The sequence below is a fragment of the Ramlibacter sp. P4_H7 genome (assembly GCF_056400765.1).
This window is the reverse complement of the sequence record NZ_JBFUKP010000002.1, coordinates 229,462-243,834: the sequence shown is the minus strand read 5'-3', so window position 1 is coordinate 243,834 and position 14,373 is coordinate 229,462. Positions and strand designations below refer to the sequence as shown.

Genomic DNA, 14,373 nt, shown 5'->3' with positions numbered 1-14,373 from the left:
GGCTACACGCGCCCGAAGGCGTACCCGGCCACCGCGTCGCTGCCCTCCACCTCGTCGATCAGGCGGGCCAGCGGGGCCAGTTCGCGATAGCGGTGGGTGGCCGTGCGGATGTAAGAGATGAAGCGGGGCGCATCCGCCAGGTACTTGGGCTTGCCGTCGCGCAGCGTGAGCCGCGCGAAGATGCCGGCCACCTTGAGGTGGCGCTGCAGCCCCATCCACTCCACCGCGCGGTAGAACTCGCCGAAGTCCGGGTCCACCGGCAGCCCGGCCTTGAGTGCCTTCTCCCAGTAGCGCACCGTGATGTCGAGCACGAACTCCTCGTCCCAGCTGAGGAAGGCGTCCCGCATCAGGCAAGCGATGTCGTAGGTGATGGGGCCGTACACCGCATCCTGGAAGTCCAGCACGCCCAGCCGCGGTTCGGCCGGGTCGCGCGGCAGCATCAGGTTGCGCGGCATGAAGTCGCGGTGGACATAGACGCTGGGCGCCGCCAGGTTGCGCTGCACGATCAGGCGAAACTGCGCATCGAGCGTCTCGCGCATCCGGGCCGGCAACTCCAGCGCGCGGTGCTTCTGCAGGTACCAGTCCGGGAACAGCGACAGTTCGCGGCTGAGCAGGGCCTCGTCGTAAGGCGGCAGCACGCCGGGGCGGGAGGCCAGCTGCCACGCCAGCAGCGCGTCGACGGCGCGCAGGTAAAGCTGCTGGTTGACGTGGACCTGCTGGGGATCGATCACCTCGATCATGGTCTGCGTCCCCAGGTCGTCCAGCAGCATGAAGCCCTGCGGCTCGTCCCAGGCCAGCACCTGCGGCACGTGCAGCCCCGCGTCGGCCATGAGCCGCGCGACCTTCACGAAGGGCCGGCAGTCTTCCTGCGCGGGGGGCGCGTCCATGATGATGAAACTGCGGCCTGCGCCATCCACGCGCAGGTAGCGGCGGAAGCTGGCATCGGCCGACGCCGGCCGCAAGCTCGCAGGCTCCAGCCCATGCGCAGGAGTGACGTGGCGCAGCCACTCATGGAATGCGGCTTCGCGCCGGGGGTCGCTCCAGGCGACGACGGAGGGGGAGGGCGCGGAATCGCTCATGGATAATCGATTCTACAAATCCAACGTGGCGGGCCCGCCGGCCGCCCGGGTTCCCCACCCCCGATGCATTACAGAAGAAACCAGGCGTCCGTCGCCCGCTTTGCCCTGAGCCCGGTGGCGGTCGTCGCTGCGTCGCTGCTGCAGCCGATCGCAGTGCTGGCGCAAGGCGCGGAGCCCGCGCCCCGCCTGCGCGCCAGCCCGATGCTGCGCGAGGACATTCCCCCTGCCACGCGCACGCAGCTGCCGACCTTCGTGGAGGGCGATCGCATCCAGGGCCGCACCGAACAGGAAACGGTGATCGAAGGCAATGCCGAGCTGCGCCGCGGCGACACGGTGGTGCGCGCGAAGCGCCTGGAATACAACCAGACGACCGACCTCGCGCGTGCCACCGGCGATGTGCACGTCAACAAGGCGGGCAACGTGTTCGAAGGGCCGCTGCTGGAGCTGAAGGTCGACGACTTCGTCGGCTTCTTCAACCAGCCGCGCTACCGCTTCCTGCGCAACGACGCCTACGGCGAAGCCGAGCGCGTCGACTTCCTCGACGAGAACCGCTCCGTCATCCGCAACGCGACCTACACCACCTGCCAGCGCAGGCCGGGACCGAACTGGATGCCGGACTGGATCCTGCGCGCGAGCTCGCTGTCGCTGGACCAGCAGGAGGAGATCGGCGAGGCGGACGGTGCGCTGTTGAGTTTCAAGGGCGTGCCGCTGTTGCCGATTCCGTCCCTGAGCTTTCCCCTGGGCGACCGTCGCAAGTCGGGCGTGCTGCCGCCCACCATCGGGCTGGACAACAAGAGCGGCCTGGAAGTCACGCTGCCCTATTACTGGAACATCGCGCCCAACCGCGACGCGACGCTCTATCCAACGCTGATGTCCCGGCGCGGCATCGACCTCGGTGCCGAATTCCGGTATCTGGAGCCCACCTACAACGGCGTGCTGCGCGGCAACTACCTGCCGAGCGATCCGCTGCGCGACCACCGCGACCGCTGGGGCTTCGCCGGCCAGCACACCCAGGGCGATATGAAGCTGCCGGTGCTGGGCACCTCGAGCGCCTACCTCAACCTGAACCGCGTGAGCGACGACGATTACTGGCGCGACTTCTCGCGCAGTTCCGCGTCGCTCACGCAGCGCCTGCTGGGCAATGAAGGCACCTTGAGCTGGAACTGGTTCCAGACCTCCCTCTCGGCGCGCGTCCAGCGCTGGCAGACCCTGCAGGATCCGCAGGCGCCGATCATTCCCCCGTACGACCGGGCGCCGGAGCTGACGGCACGGCAGACGCACACCAATGCGTGGGGTGGCCTGGACACGAACGTCGAGGTCGACTACACGCACTTCACGCACACCATCACCGATCCGCTGCGCCTGGCCTTCCCGACGACGCCGGAGGTGACGCAGCCCAACGGGCAGCGCGTCTACGGGCTGGCGCAGGTCAGCCGACCCTGGCAAGCGCCCGGCTGGTTCGTCATCCCCAAGGCGCAGATCCACACGCGCTACTACAACTTCGACTCACGACTGGCGACGGGAGGCGACACGGCCAGCGTGACGGTGCCGACGGTCAGCCTGGACAGCGGCCTGGTGTTCGAGCGCAAGGCCAGCTTCTTCGGCCGCGGCTTCCTGCAGACGCTGGAGCCCCGCGCCTTCTACGTCCACACGCCATTCCGTGACCAGAGCAAGCTGCCCAACTACGACTCCGGGCAGATCGATTTCAACTTTGCCTCGATCTACACCGAGAACGCGTTCTCCGGCAACGACCGCATCGCGGACAACAACCTGCTGACCCTGGGCGTGACGACCCGAATGCTCGACCCCGATACGGGCGCCGAGGCGGCCAAGTTCGCGATCGCGCAGCGCCTGCGCTTCAAGGACCAGCTCGTCACCCTGCCTGGGCAGGCGCCGGTGAGCGATCGCCTGTCGGACCTGCTGTTCGGCGCCTCGGCGACGCTGGTGCCGAAGTGGAGCGGCGAGGCGGTGGTCCAGTTCAACCCGAAAACCCAGCAGTCGATCCGCTCGACCGCGGGCGTGCGTTACAACCCGGGCAACTACCGCGTGCTCAGCGTGGCCTACCGGCGCCAGCAAGGGCTGAGCGAGCAGGTGGACATCGGCTGGCAATGGCCGTTGAACGACCTGTGGGGCGACCCGGGCCAGAACCTCGGCGCCGGCCGAGGCGAAGGCGAAGGCCGGTGGTACAGCGTCGGGCGCCTGAACGTGAGCCTGAAGGACCGCCAGCTGGTGGATGGCGTGGTCGGGCTGGAGTACGACGCCGGTTGCTGGATCGGCCGCGTGGTCTTCGAACGCATGCAGGCCGGCGACACGGCCAACAAGCGCATCCTGTTCCAGATGGAGTTCGTGGGCTTCAGCCGGCTGGGCTCGGGCGCCCTGCAGTCGCTGAAGCAGAATATCCCCCGCTACCAGTACCTGCGCGAGCGCGTGACCACGCCCAGCCGGTTCAGCAATTACGACTAGAGTGCATACACGATGAATCCAAGTTCACTGGCCCTGCGACTGGCCTGCGCCGGCCTGCTGGCCGCCCTGTCGGTCCCGGCGGTCGCGCAGGGCCTGCGCCCCGCGCCGCAGTTGGGCGTGCGGCCGGCCCAGCGCCCGGTGGAGACCGGCCCGCGGGCGGCCGACTACATCGTCGCTGTCGTCAACTCCGAGCCGATCACCAATTCCGAGGTGCGTGCGCGCATGGCCCGCTTCGAGCAGCAGCTGGCACAGCAGGGTGGGGCGGCGCCGCCGCGGCAGCAGCTGCTGCGCGAAGTGGTCGATCGCATGATCACGGAGAAGGCCCAGCTGCAGCTGGCGCGCGAGACCGGCGTGCGCGCCGACGACGCGCTGGTCGACCAGGCGGAGCTGAGCGTCGCGCGCCAGAACGGCATCGACGTGACCGAACTGCGCCGCCGGCTCACCGCGGACGGCATGAACGTCACGCAGTTCCGCGAGGACCTGCGCAACCAGATCCTGCTGCAGCGCCTGCGCGATCGCGAGCTCGAAGCCCGCGCGAAGGTCAGCGAGCTGGACATCGACCAGTACCTGCGCGACCAGCAGCTGCGCGGGGGCGACCCGGCCCTGACCGAGATGAACATCGCCCACATCCTGGTGGCGGTGCCGGAGAACGCGACCCCGGCGCAGGTGGCACAGGCGCAGGCGAAGGCGCAGTCCGTGTTGCAGCGCGCACGCGCGGGCGAGGACTTCAGCAAGCTGGCCCGCGAGAATTCCGACGCCGCGGGTGCCGCCAACAATGGCGGCGTCGTCGGCATGCGCACCGCGGACCGCTTGCCCCAGCCTTTCGTGGAGGCCACCCGCGACCTGAAGGACGGCGGCGTCACCGACGTGCTGCGTTCCGCCGCCGGTTTCCACATCATCAAGGTGCTGGAGAAGCGCCAGATCGGCACGGCCGGCGCCAAGGTCACGCAAAGCCACGCCCGCCACATCCTGCTGCGGCCGGCGGCCAATCTCACCGAAGCGCAGGCCCGCGAACGGCTGGCGGACTACAAGCGGCGCGTGCAGGCCGGACAGGCCGACTTCGCGCAGCTCGCCAAGGACTTCTCGCAGGACGCCAGCGCCCGCAACGGGGGCGACCTCGGCTGGTCCAGCCCCGGAATGTTCGTGCCCGAGTTCGAGGAAGTCCTCACCAACCTGCAGCCGGGACAGGTCGCCGACCCCATCGTCAGCCGCTTCGGCGTGCACCTGATCCAGTTGCTGGAACGCCGCCAGTCCGCCGTCAGCCAGCGCGAGCAGCGCGAAGTCGTGCGCAACCTGCTGCGTGAGCGCAAGCTGGACGAGGCCTACGTGCAGTGGGCGCAGGAGGTGCGCGGCCGCGCCTACGTGGAGCTGCGCGAGCCGCCGCAGTTGTGAAGCACGTCGCGCGCAAGCGCTTCGGCCAGCACTTCCTCACCGATGGCGGGATCATCGACGCCATCGTGCGCGAGATCGCGCCTCGGCCCGGCCAGGCCATGGTGGAGATCGGGCCCGGGCTGGCCGCCCTCACCCAGCCGCTGGTGGAGCGCGTCGGCCAGCTGACGGTCATCGAGCTCGATCGCGATCTCGCCATCCGGCTGCGGCAGCACGCACAGCTGAAGGTGGTGGAGTCCGACGTGCTGAAGGTGGACTTCAGCGCGCTGGCCGACGAGCTGGGCGCTCCCAGGCTGCGGGTGGTCGGCAACCTGCCGTACAACATCTCCAGCCCCATCCTGTTCCACCTGCTGGAGCACGTGGCGCGCATCGAGGACCAGCACTTCATGCTGCAAAAGGAAGTGGTGGACCGCATGGTGGCGGCGCCGGCCACCTCCGATTACGGGCGGCTGTCGGTCATGCTGCAGTGGCGCTACGCGATGGAGAACGTGCTGTTCGTGCCGCCCGCTTCCTTCGAGCCACCGCCCCGCGTGGACAGCGCGGTGGTGCGCATGGTGCCGTTCGCGCAGCCGGCGGCCGTGGATGTGGGCCTGCTGGAGGAACTGGTGCAGGTGGCGTTTTCCCAGCGCCGCAAGCTGCTGCGCCATTCGCTGGGCAGGTGGCTGGAGCAGAAAGGCCACCCCGGCGGGTTCGACCTGCAGCGGCGCGCCGAGGAAGTGCCGGTGCACGAATACCTGGACCTGTGCGCGGCCGTGAGCCGCAACACGGCCGGCTTCTAGTCGGGGCACGGCAGGCAAGAAAAAAGCCGGGCGCTGCCCGGCTTTTTCGAGGGTCGCGGTGCGCTTACGCCGCCGCGAGCCAGTACCCCGCATTGAAGGGGCTGCTCATCCGCAGTGCGAGCGGAGACACGTCCAGGATCTTGTCCGTGGGCATCTTCTCTCCGTCGGAGGCGACCACCGGCTGTTGCACGGTCTCGCCTTGGGCCTCATTCGCCCGTTCCACTTGGCCTTGTTGCGCGGAACGGGCTACCGAAAAGAATAGAAACAGCGGAATGGTACTTTCCGGTCTGCCCAGTAGTCTGCGGTGTCGCGGAAGATGTCCAGGAGCTGCTCGCGCGCCTCCTTGTCGAACTTCCCGTTGGCCGGGATGTGTTCCAGCACCACGATGAAGCCCGGCTGCGGGCCCGATTTATGCAGCGGGTCCGTCATGCAGTCGTACAGCGCATCGAAGTTCTTCCCGAAATGCTGCGGGAAGGTGAACTGCGCGGCGATCATGTCCAGCACGTCCTGCTTGCTCTGCGCCGTGGCGAGGTTGGCGTACAGGAAATGATGGCCCAGCGCCGTCGCGCTCTCCTGCAGGTCCTGCACCCGGAAGGCGCGGATCGACTGCACGATGTTGTTGCGCACCCCTTTCAGGGGCGTCTCGGAAATCTCAGGACGAAGTGGCTTATCCATCTCCGTTTCTTTCTCGGTAGTCAAAAACAGGTCCCGCTTCATGTTCAGGTTCACTCCACGATCTTGCGAAAACTGGCGTAGTGGTCAGCGGTGAAATAACAGGCATGCGGCGTCCGGGCTGGACCTCCGCACACGATGCGCCGGGCGCCCCGGTCGCGTGATCCAGCAGTCTTCACGGTGTACTCGCGGTAGTAGCCGCGCGCCTTGATCGGGAGCAATCGTTCCCGGTTGCCAAACACCGTGCCGTCCTTGTCGTAGGGGAACGGTCCGCCCTGGCGGATCAGTTCGTAGGTCTCCTGGCCAGGGCGGGGCAGTTCGGCGATTCGCACCGAGGCCACGCCGTCTACTGCGGTTCCGTCCATGGCGTCCCTGGCTTGCGCCAGGGGGCTGCCGGCGATTGCGACGGCAAGCAAGCAGCTGGTGAGCACTGACTTGACTGCCGCGAAACGGGCCATGAACGGACCTTCTGAGGAGATCTTCAAGGGACGCCATCCCGGACCCCTCAGGGGGCCCCGGACTTCTCAGCACCCGGGTAAACCCGGAAACTTCAAGGGCGGTAGTGTGACCGATGTCCTCCCAAAAGGCAAGCCGCTGCCCAATTTTTGGGCAGCGGGCAAGGCCTTTCGGGGGCTGTCCGAGGCCGGATAAGTTAGTGCCAGCTGTCGCGCTGGCAGTTATCGCGCCGCGTTGGCGTCCGCAACGGTCAGCGCCGCCATGTTGACGATGCGGCGCACCGTGGTGCTCGCTGTCAGGATATGGACCGGCTTGGCCGCGCCCAGCAGCACCGGGCCGATGGCGATGTTGCCGCCTGCCGCCGTCTTGAGCAGGTTGTAGGAAATGTTGGCAGCGTCGATGTTCGGCAGCACCAGCAGGTTGGCGTCGCCGGACAGGGTGCTGTGCGGCATCAGCTGCTTGCGGGCGGCGCCGTCCAGGGCGATGTCGCCGTGCATTTCGCCGTCCACTTCCAGCCAGGGCGCCTGGTCCTGCAGCAGGCCCAGCACGTTGCGCATCTTCACCGCGCTGGGGTGGTTGCTGCTGCCGAAATTGGAATGGCTCACCAGCGCGACCTTCGGCTTGACGCCGAAGCGCAGCATTTCCTCCGCCGCCAGCTGCGTGATCTCGGCCAGCTGCTCCGCTGTCGGGTCGTAGTTGACGTGGGTGTCGACCAGGAAGACCTGCCGGTTCGGCAGCAGCAGCCCGTTCATGCACGCATAGGTGTTGACGCCCGCGCGCTTGCCGATCACCTGGTCGACGTAGCGCAGGTGGATGTCGGTCGTGCCCCAGGTGCCGCAGATCATGCCGTCGACCTGGTCCTTCTGCAGCAGCATGGCGCCGATCAGCGTCAGGCGCCGACGCATCTCGATCTTGGCCATCTGGACCGTCACGCCCTTGCGTTCGGTCATGCGATGGTAGGTCTGCCAGAAGTCGCGGTAGCGGTCGTCCTGTTCGACGTTGACGACGTCGTAGTCGCGCCCTTCCTGCAGGCGCAGGCCGAATTTCTCCACGCGCTCGGCAATGATCTTCGGCCGGCCGATCAACGTCGGCCGGGCCACGCCCTCGTCCACCACGATCTGCGCGGCGCGCATCACGCGCTCTTCCTCGCCTTCGCACAGCGCCACCCTCTTCTTGGCCGCGGTCTTGGCCATGGTGAAGATCGGCTTCATGGTCGTGCCGGAGGCGTAGACGAAGTTTTGCAGCTGGTCGCGGTACGCGTCCATGTCCTTGATCGGACGCAGCGCCACGCCGCTGTCGTGCGCCGCCTTGGCCACGGCCGGCGCGATCTTGATCATCAGCCGCGGATCGAAGGGCTTGGGGATCAGGTACTCGGGCCCGAAGGACAGCTGCTGGCCGGCATAGGCCGCGGCCACCACTTCGCTCTGCTCCGCCTGCGCCAGTTCCGCCAGCGCATACACCGCCGCGATCTCCATCTCCACCGTGATCGTGGTCGCGCCCGAATCCAGCGCACCGCGGAAGATGTAGGGAAACACCAGGACGTTGTTCACCTGGTTCGGATAGTCGGTGCGGCCGGTGGCCATGATGCAGTCGGCGCGCGCGGCCTTGGCGACTTCCGGGTCGATCTCCGGATTCGGGTTGGCCAGCGCCAGGATCAGGGGGTTGGCCGCCATCTTCTTGACCATGTCCGGCTTGAGCACGCCGCCGGCGGACAGGCCCAGGAACACGTCGGCGTCCGCGATCACCTCGGTCAGCGTGCGGGCGTCGGTGTCCTGCGCGAACTGGACCTTGTCCTCGTCCATCAGCTCCTTGCGGCCGGTGTAGACGACGCCGGCAAGGTCGGTGACGAAGATGTTCTTGCGCGGCAGTCCCAGCTTCACCAGCAGGCCCAGGCAGGCCAGCGCCGCGGCGCCGGCGCCGGAGGTGACCAGCTTGACGTTCTTGATGTCCTTGCCGACCACCTTCAGGCCGTTCAGGATGGCGGCGCCCACCGTGATGGCGGTGCCGTGCTGGTCGTCGTGGAAGACCGGGATCTTCATGCGCTCGCGCAGCTTGCGTTCCACGTAGAAGCAGTCCGGCGCCTTGATGTCCTCGAGGTTGATGCCGCCGAAGGTCGGCTCCAGCGCGGCAATCACGTCCACCAGCTTGTCGAGGTTGTCCTTCTCGGCGATCTCGATGTCGAACACGTCGATGCCGGCGAACTTCTTGAACAGGACGCCCTTGCCCTCCATCACCGGCTTGGCGGCCAGCGGGCCGATGTCACCCAGCCCCAGGACCGCCGTGCCGTTGGTGATCACCGCCACCAGGTTGCCGCGCGCCGTGTAGCGAAAGGCATTGGCCGGGTCCTTGACGATCTCCTCGCACGGCGCCGCGACGCCCGGCGAATACGCCAGCGACAAGTCGTGCTGGTTGATCAGCTGCTTGGTGGCCGCGATCGCGATCTTGCCGGGGGTGGGATGCTCGTGGTACTCGAGCGCAGCGGTGCGCAGTTCGGCGCGCTTGTCGGTCTTCGCCGGGGGTTGGTTCGACATGGGTTCCGGTCTCCTGGGCGCCGGGAAAGCGGGCGCCGTCTTGTTCTGGAAAGGGCTCGCGATTGTAGACCCGGCCCGAAGGGAAAACCCTAGTATGGAATTATGCGTATCCGGCATGCCCCGGAACGCGCCGCCGATGGGATTGGTGCCTACAGTGCGGGCACAGGAGATACGACATGGCCGCCGTGATCGAGACCCAGCGCGAAGAACGCATCGCCGCGGTGCTGGCCCGCGCCGACGCCCAGCCTACGCAGGTGAACGGGGTGCCGCTGGACACCTTGTCGCACGAGTACTTCCGGCAGGTGGACCTGGAGGACCTCGACGAGCGCACGCCCGAGGACCTGCTCGGCGCCCTGCTGTCGCACTGGCAGTTCGCGGCGCAGCGGCAGCCGGGCGTCGCGAAGGTGCGGGTGTTCAGCCCGTCCCCGGGCGCCGACGGCTGGGGCTCCCGCCACACCATCGTGCAGGTCGTCAACGACGACATGCCTTTCCTGGTGGATTCGGTCTCGCTGGAGATCGCCCGCCAGGGCCTCACGCTGCACCTGGTGGTGCATCCCATCTTCGCCGTGCAGCGCGACGCCAAGGGCGTGCTGCAGTCGGTGGCGCCGCGCCATGCCGCGCCGGACCTGCCGCGCGAGTCGTGGATGTACATCGAGGTGGACCGCCTCGTCGACCCGCAGCAGCGGGCAACGCTGTGCCAGGGCATCGAACGCGTGCTGGGGGACGTGCGCGCGGCGGTCAGCGACTGGCCGTCCATGGTTGCGCACCTGAAGCAGGCCGCCGAGGAACTGGCGTCGGCGCCGCCCGGCGTCGATCCCGCGGAAGCGGCGGAAAGCCGCGCGTTCCTGCAGTGGCTGGCCGACGACCGCTTCACGCTGCTCGGCTACCGCCAGCACGACCTGGTGGGTCAGGGCAGCGAACTGGCACTGCAGCTGGTCGCCGGCAGCGGCCTGGGCGTGCTGCGCGAAGGGCATGGGGAACAGTCGGCGAGCTTCGCGGCGCTGCCGGTCGCGGCGCGCGCCCTCGCCCGAGACCCGTCTCCCGTGCTGGTGGTGACCAAAGCCAACACCCGGTCCACCATCCACCGCGACGGCTACACCGACTACATCGGCGTCAAGCGCTACAACGCGCAGGGCCAGGTGGTCGGCGAGCACCGCTTCGTCGGCCTCTTCACCTCCACGGCCTATTCGGCGCGGTCCAGCGAAATCCCGCTGCTGCGGCGCAAGGTCGACGCCGTGGCCCAGCGCGCGGGCTTCTCGCCCAACGGACACCTGGCCAAGGCGCTGCAGCACACGCTGGAAACCTTTCCGCGCGACGACCTGTTCCAGATCCAGGACGAGGCGCTGTACGACACCGCGATGGGCATCCTCGCGCTCGGCGAACGGCATCGGCTGCGCCTGTTCCTCTGGCAGGACCCGTTCGACCGCTTCGTCGCCTGCCTGGTGTTCGTGCCGCGCGAAAGCTTCTCAACGCAGCTGCGGCTGAAGTTTCAGCGCATCCTGCTGCAGGCCTTCGGCGGCACGCACGTCGATTTCGACGTGCTGTTGTCCGGCACCCAGCTCGCGCGCATCCACTTCACGGTGCGCGTGGCCCCGAATCCCATGCCGCAGGTGGACCGCAAGGACCTGGAGCGCAAGCTCGCGGCCGTGGCGCGCCGCTGGGAGGACGACCTGCGCGACGCGCTGGTGGAGTCCGAGGGCGAAGCCGCCGGCCTGGCGCTGGACCGCCAATGGACCCAGTTCTTCCCGATCGCCTACCGCGAGCACGTGCCCGCGCGGGCCGCGGTGCACGACCTGCGCAAGATGGCGGCGCTCACGCCCGAAGAGCCGCTGGGGCTGGCGCTGTACTGGCCGCTGGGCGGGCCGGAAGGCCGACTGGGCCTGAAGGTGTACCGGCTCGGCGCGCCGGTCGTGCTGTCCGACAGCCTGCCCATGCTGGAGCAGATGGGCGTGCGCGTGCTGGCCGAGGACAACCACCGCATCGAGCGCCCGGAGGGCCCGCCGGTCTACCTGCACGACTTCACGCTGGAGGCCAGCCCCAACGCCGAGATCGATCCGCAGGCGCTCGCGCGCCTGTTCGAGGACGCGTTCGCCCGCGTGTTCCGGGGCGAGGTGGACAACGACGGCTTCAACCGCCTGGTGCTGCTGGCGGCGCTGTCCGCGGAGGAAGTGGTGGTGCTGCGGGCCTACGCGCGCTACCTGCAGCAGATCGGGTTTTCGCAGTCGCAGGCGACCATCGCGGCGACCCTGGCCAAGAACCCGCGCATCGCCCGCATGCTGGTGTCGCTGTTCCGGCTGCGGTTCGATCCCCAGGGCCAGGACGCGCAGGGCGCGGCATCGCAAGTCAACGCGCTGGAGCAGGCGCTCGACAAGGTGAGCAACCTGTCCGAGGACCGCGTGCTGCGGCAACTGCTGGCGCTGCTCCAGGCCACGCTGCGCACCAACTACTGGCGCACCGGTGTCGGTGCCAGCGGTGCACCGGGTCCGCGCCGTCCTTTCCTCAGCTTCAAGCTCGATTCGCACAAGGTGCCCGGCCTGCCCGACCCGAAGCCGCTGTACGAGATCTGGGTCTACTCGCCGCGCTTCGAAGGCATCCACCTGCGCGGCGGCAAGGTGGCGCGCGGCGGCCTGCGGTGGTCGGACCGGCCGGACGACTTCCGCACCGAGGTGCTGGGCCTGGTGAAGGCGCAGATGGTGAAGAACACCGTCATCGTGCCGGTGGGCTCCAAGGGGGGCTTCGTGCTGAAGAAGGCGCCGCCGTCCAGCGACCGCGAGGCCTTCATGAAGGAAGGCATCGCCTGCTACCAGGACTACCTGCGCGGCCTGCTGGACCTCACCGACAACCTCGTCGGCGGCAAGCCGGTGCCGCCGCCCCAGGTCGTGCGCGTCGACGGCGACGATCCCTACCTGGTGGTTGCGGCCGACAAGGGCACGGCCACCTTCTCCGACTACGCCAACGCGATCAGCGCGGAGTACGGCCACTGGCTGGGCGACGCCTTCGCCTCGGGCGGCAGCCAGGGCTACGACCACAAGGCGATGGGCATCACGGCGCGCGGCGCGTGGGAGAGCGTCAAGCGCCACTTCCGCGAACTGGGCGTGGACACGCAGTCCACCGACTTCACGGTGGTGGGCATCGGCGACATGTCGGGCGACGTGTTCGGCAACGGCATGCTGCTGTCGCGGCACATCAAGCTGGTCGCCGCGTTCGACCACCGGCACATCTTCATCGACCCGGCGCCCGATACCGCGGCCTCGTTCGCCGAGCGCGAACGGCTGTTCCAGCTGCCGCGCTCGTCCTGGGCCGACTACGACGGCAAGCTGATCTCCGCCGGCGGCGGCATCTGGGCGCGCTCGGAGAAGTCGGTGCCGCTGTCGCCGCAAGCGCGCACGGTGCTCCAGGTGGAAGCCGAGCAGCTCACGCCGGCCGACCTGGTGACGGCGATCCTGAAGGCGCCCGTGGACCTGCTCTACAACGGCGGCATCGGCACCTACGTGAAGGCGTCCAGTGAATCGCACGCGGACGTGGGCGACCGCGCCAACGACCCGGTGCGCATCGACGGCAGCCAGCTGCGCAGCAAGGTGGTGGCCGAGGGCGGCAACCTGGGCTTCACCCAGCGCGGGCGGATCGAGGCAGCACTGCATGGCGTCAAGCTGAACACCGACGCGATCGACAACTCCGCCGGCGTCGACACCTCCGACCACGAAGTCAACATCAAGATCCTGCTGGGCATCCCCGTGGCCGACGGCGAGCTGACGCTGAAGCAGCGCAACGCGCTGCTGCCGCAGATGACCGACGACGTGGCGGCGCTGGTGCTGCGCGACAACTATTTCCAGACCCAGGCGCTCTCGATCGACGGCCGCATCGCAGCGCGCCAGCTCGACGAGCAGGCGCGCTTCATCCGCTTCCTGGAAAAGCAGGGCGAACTGAACCGGGCCATCGAGTTCCTGCCCAGCGACGAGCAGATCGCGGAGCGCAAGGCCCGCGGCCTGGGCCTTACCAGTCCGGAGCGGGCGGTGCTGCTGGCGTACAGCAAGATGTGGCTGAACGACAAACTGCTCGCGTCCGATGTGCCGGAAGACGCCTGGGTGGCGACGGCCCTGGAGCGCTACTTCCCGACGCTGCTGAAGGAAAAATTCGGCGCCAGCATCCCGCGCCACCAGCTGAGGCGCGAGATCATCGCGACCCATGTGCTGAACAGCATGATCAACCGGGTGGGGCCGACCTTCGTGCACCGGCTGGGCGAGATCACCGGCGCCACGCCCCCGCAGATCGTGCGCGCCTACCTGGCGGCGCGCGAGGTATTCGGGCTGGTGCCGCTGTGGCAGCAGATCGAGGCGCTGGACAACCAGGTGCCGGACGAAGTGCAGGCCGAGATGGTGCTGGCGCTGCGTGGGCTGATCACCCGCGCCACCACCTGGTTCCTGCGCTCGCGCCGCCTGTTCGAACCAACGCAGCAGCAGGTCGCCCGCTTCGCGCCCGCAGTGCAGGCGCTGCGCGCCGCCCGCGAGGGCGCGGCCGTCCCGGCACCGGAACGGGCGGCCCGATGGACGCAGGCCGGCGTGCCGGCGGCGCTCGCGCTGCAGGTGGACGGCGCCGAAGGCTGGTTCAACGCGCTGGACATCGCGGAAATCGCGGAGTCGGGCAAGAAGCCGCTGGAACTCACGGCGCAGGTGCATGCGGGCGTCGGCGATCGCCTCGGCCTGGACCGCATGCGCCAGCAGATCGAACTGCTGCCCGCCGACAGCTACTGGCAGGGCCTTGCGAAGCTGGCGCTGAGCGACGACGTCACCGACCTGCAGCGTTCCATCGCGCAGGAGGCTCTGGGCCACGGAGATGGCGGTGCCGCGCCGGTGCTGGACCGCTGGGAGAAAGGCAACCGCCAGGCGCTGGAGCGGGCGCAGCGGCTGCTGGTCGAACTGCAGGAAACCCCCGGCACCGACCTCGCCATGCTGTCGGTGGCGCTGCGCGAGTTGCGCAACCTGGTATGAACGGCGCGCGCGAAGG

The 14,373-nt window shown here is 68.4% G+C and carries 9 protein-coding genes; 4 read left to right on the top strand and 5 right to left on the bottom strand.

From position 1 onward, the window contains the following. Positions 1-2: 2 nt before the first annotated feature. Positions 3-1,079 carry an aminoglycoside phosphotransferase family protein gene (locus AC1DSA_RS04310; protein ID WP_477886404.1) on the bottom strand — a complete coding sequence of 359 codons (1,077 nt, stop codon included), beginning with the start codon at positions 1,077-1,079 and terminating at the stop codon, positions 3-5. 63 nt (positions 1,080-1,142) lie between these two features. Between AC1DSA_RS04310 and AC1DSA_RS04305 the strand changes: the two genes are divergently transcribed. From AC1DSA_RS04305 to rsmA, 3 genes are read left to right on the top strand one after another with little or no spacing between them, the layout of a single operon-like run. Beyond that, positions 1,143-3,542 (top strand): LPS-assembly protein LptD, encoded by a 2,400-nt coding sequence (locus AC1DSA_RS04305; protein ID WP_477886403.1) that lies wholly within the window; start codon positions 1,143-1,145, stop codon positions 3,540-3,542. 12 nt (positions 3,543-3,554) lie between these two features. Then, positions 3,555-4,934: a peptidylprolyl isomerase gene (locus AC1DSA_RS04300; protein ID WP_477886401.1), complete on the top strand. Its 1,380-nt coding sequence runs from the start codon at positions 3,555-3,557 to the stop codon at positions 4,932-4,934. Next, entirely contained in the window at positions 4,931-5,710 is a 780-nt protein-coding gene (gene rsmA / locus AC1DSA_RS04295) for a 16S rRNA (adenine(1518)-N(6)/adenine(1519)-N(6))-dimethyltransferase RsmA (protein WP_477886398.1), read from the top strand. The genes AC1DSA_RS04300 and rsmA overlap by 4 nt, the downstream gene beginning before the upstream one ends. Positions 5,711-5,774: 64 nt before the next feature. Here rsmA and AC1DSA_RS04290 read toward each other — a convergent pair whose 3' ends face one another. The 4 genes from AC1DSA_RS04290 to AC1DSA_RS04275 form a co-directional block, all read right to left on the bottom strand. After that, positions 5,775-5,933 (bottom strand): hypothetical protein, encoded by a 159-nt coding sequence (locus AC1DSA_RS04290; RefSeq protein ID WP_477886397.1) that lies wholly within the window; start codon positions 5,931-5,933, stop codon positions 5,775-5,777. 23 nt (positions 5,934-5,956) lie between these two features. Beyond that, positions 5,957-6,385, bottom strand: a complete 429-nt coding sequence (locus tag AC1DSA_RS04285) for a barstar family protein (RefSeq protein WP_477886753.1) — start codon at positions 6,383-6,385, stop codon at positions 5,957-5,959. A 50-nt stretch (positions 6,386-6,435) separates the two neighbouring features. Beyond that, on the bottom strand, positions 6,436-6,840 hold the full coding sequence (locus AC1DSA_RS04280; RefSeq protein ID WP_477886396.1) for a guanyl-specific ribonuclease: 405 nt from the start codon (positions 6,838-6,840) through the stop codon (positions 6,436-6,438). 219 nt (positions 6,841-7,059) lie between these two features. Continuing rightward, complete coding sequence (locus tag AC1DSA_RS04275) at positions 7,060-9,369, bottom strand: NADP-dependent malic enzyme (protein ID WP_477886393.1); 2,310 nt, start codon at positions 9,367-9,369, stop codon at positions 7,060-7,062. 176 nt (positions 9,370-9,545) lie between these two features. Here AC1DSA_RS04275 and AC1DSA_RS04270 point away from each other — a divergent pair, with 176 nt between their 5' ends. After that, a complete protein-coding gene (locus AC1DSA_RS04270) occupies positions 9,546-14,357 on the top strand; it encodes an NAD-glutamate dehydrogenase (protein ID WP_477886392.1) in 4,812 nt (1,603 codons plus the stop codon). The last annotated feature ends 16 nt before the right edge of the window (positions 14,358-14,373 follow it).

Bases quoted from the DNA above. Each gene is read 5' to 3' on its own strand.
- AC1DSA_RS04310 (WP_477886404.1), bottom strand. From the start codon at position 1,079: ATGAGCGATTCCGCGCCCTCCCCCTCCGTCGTCGCCTGGAGCGACCCC.
- AC1DSA_RS04305 (WP_477886403.1), top strand. From the start codon at position 1,143: ATGCATTACAGAAGAAACCAGGCGTCCGTCGCCCGCTTTGCCCTGAGC.
- AC1DSA_RS04300 (WP_477886401.1), top strand. From the start codon at position 3,555: ATGAATCCAAGTTCACTGGCCCTGCGACTGGCCTGCGCCGGCCTGCTG.
- AC1DSA_RS04285 (WP_477886753.1), bottom strand. From the start codon at position 6,385: ATGGATAAGCCACTTCGTCCTGAGATTTCCGAGACGCCCCTGAAAGGG.
- AC1DSA_RS04280 (WP_477886396.1), bottom strand. From the start codon at position 6,840: ATGGCCCGTTTCGCGGCAGTCAAGTCAGTGCTCACCAGCTGCTTGCTT.
- AC1DSA_RS04275 (WP_477886393.1), bottom strand. From the start codon at position 9,369: ATGTCGAACCAACCCCCGGCGAAGACCGACAAGCGCGCCGAACTGCGC.
- AC1DSA_RS04270 (WP_477886392.1), top strand. From the start codon at position 9,546: ATGGCCGCCGTGATCGAGACCCAGCGCGAAGAACGCATCGCCGCGGTG.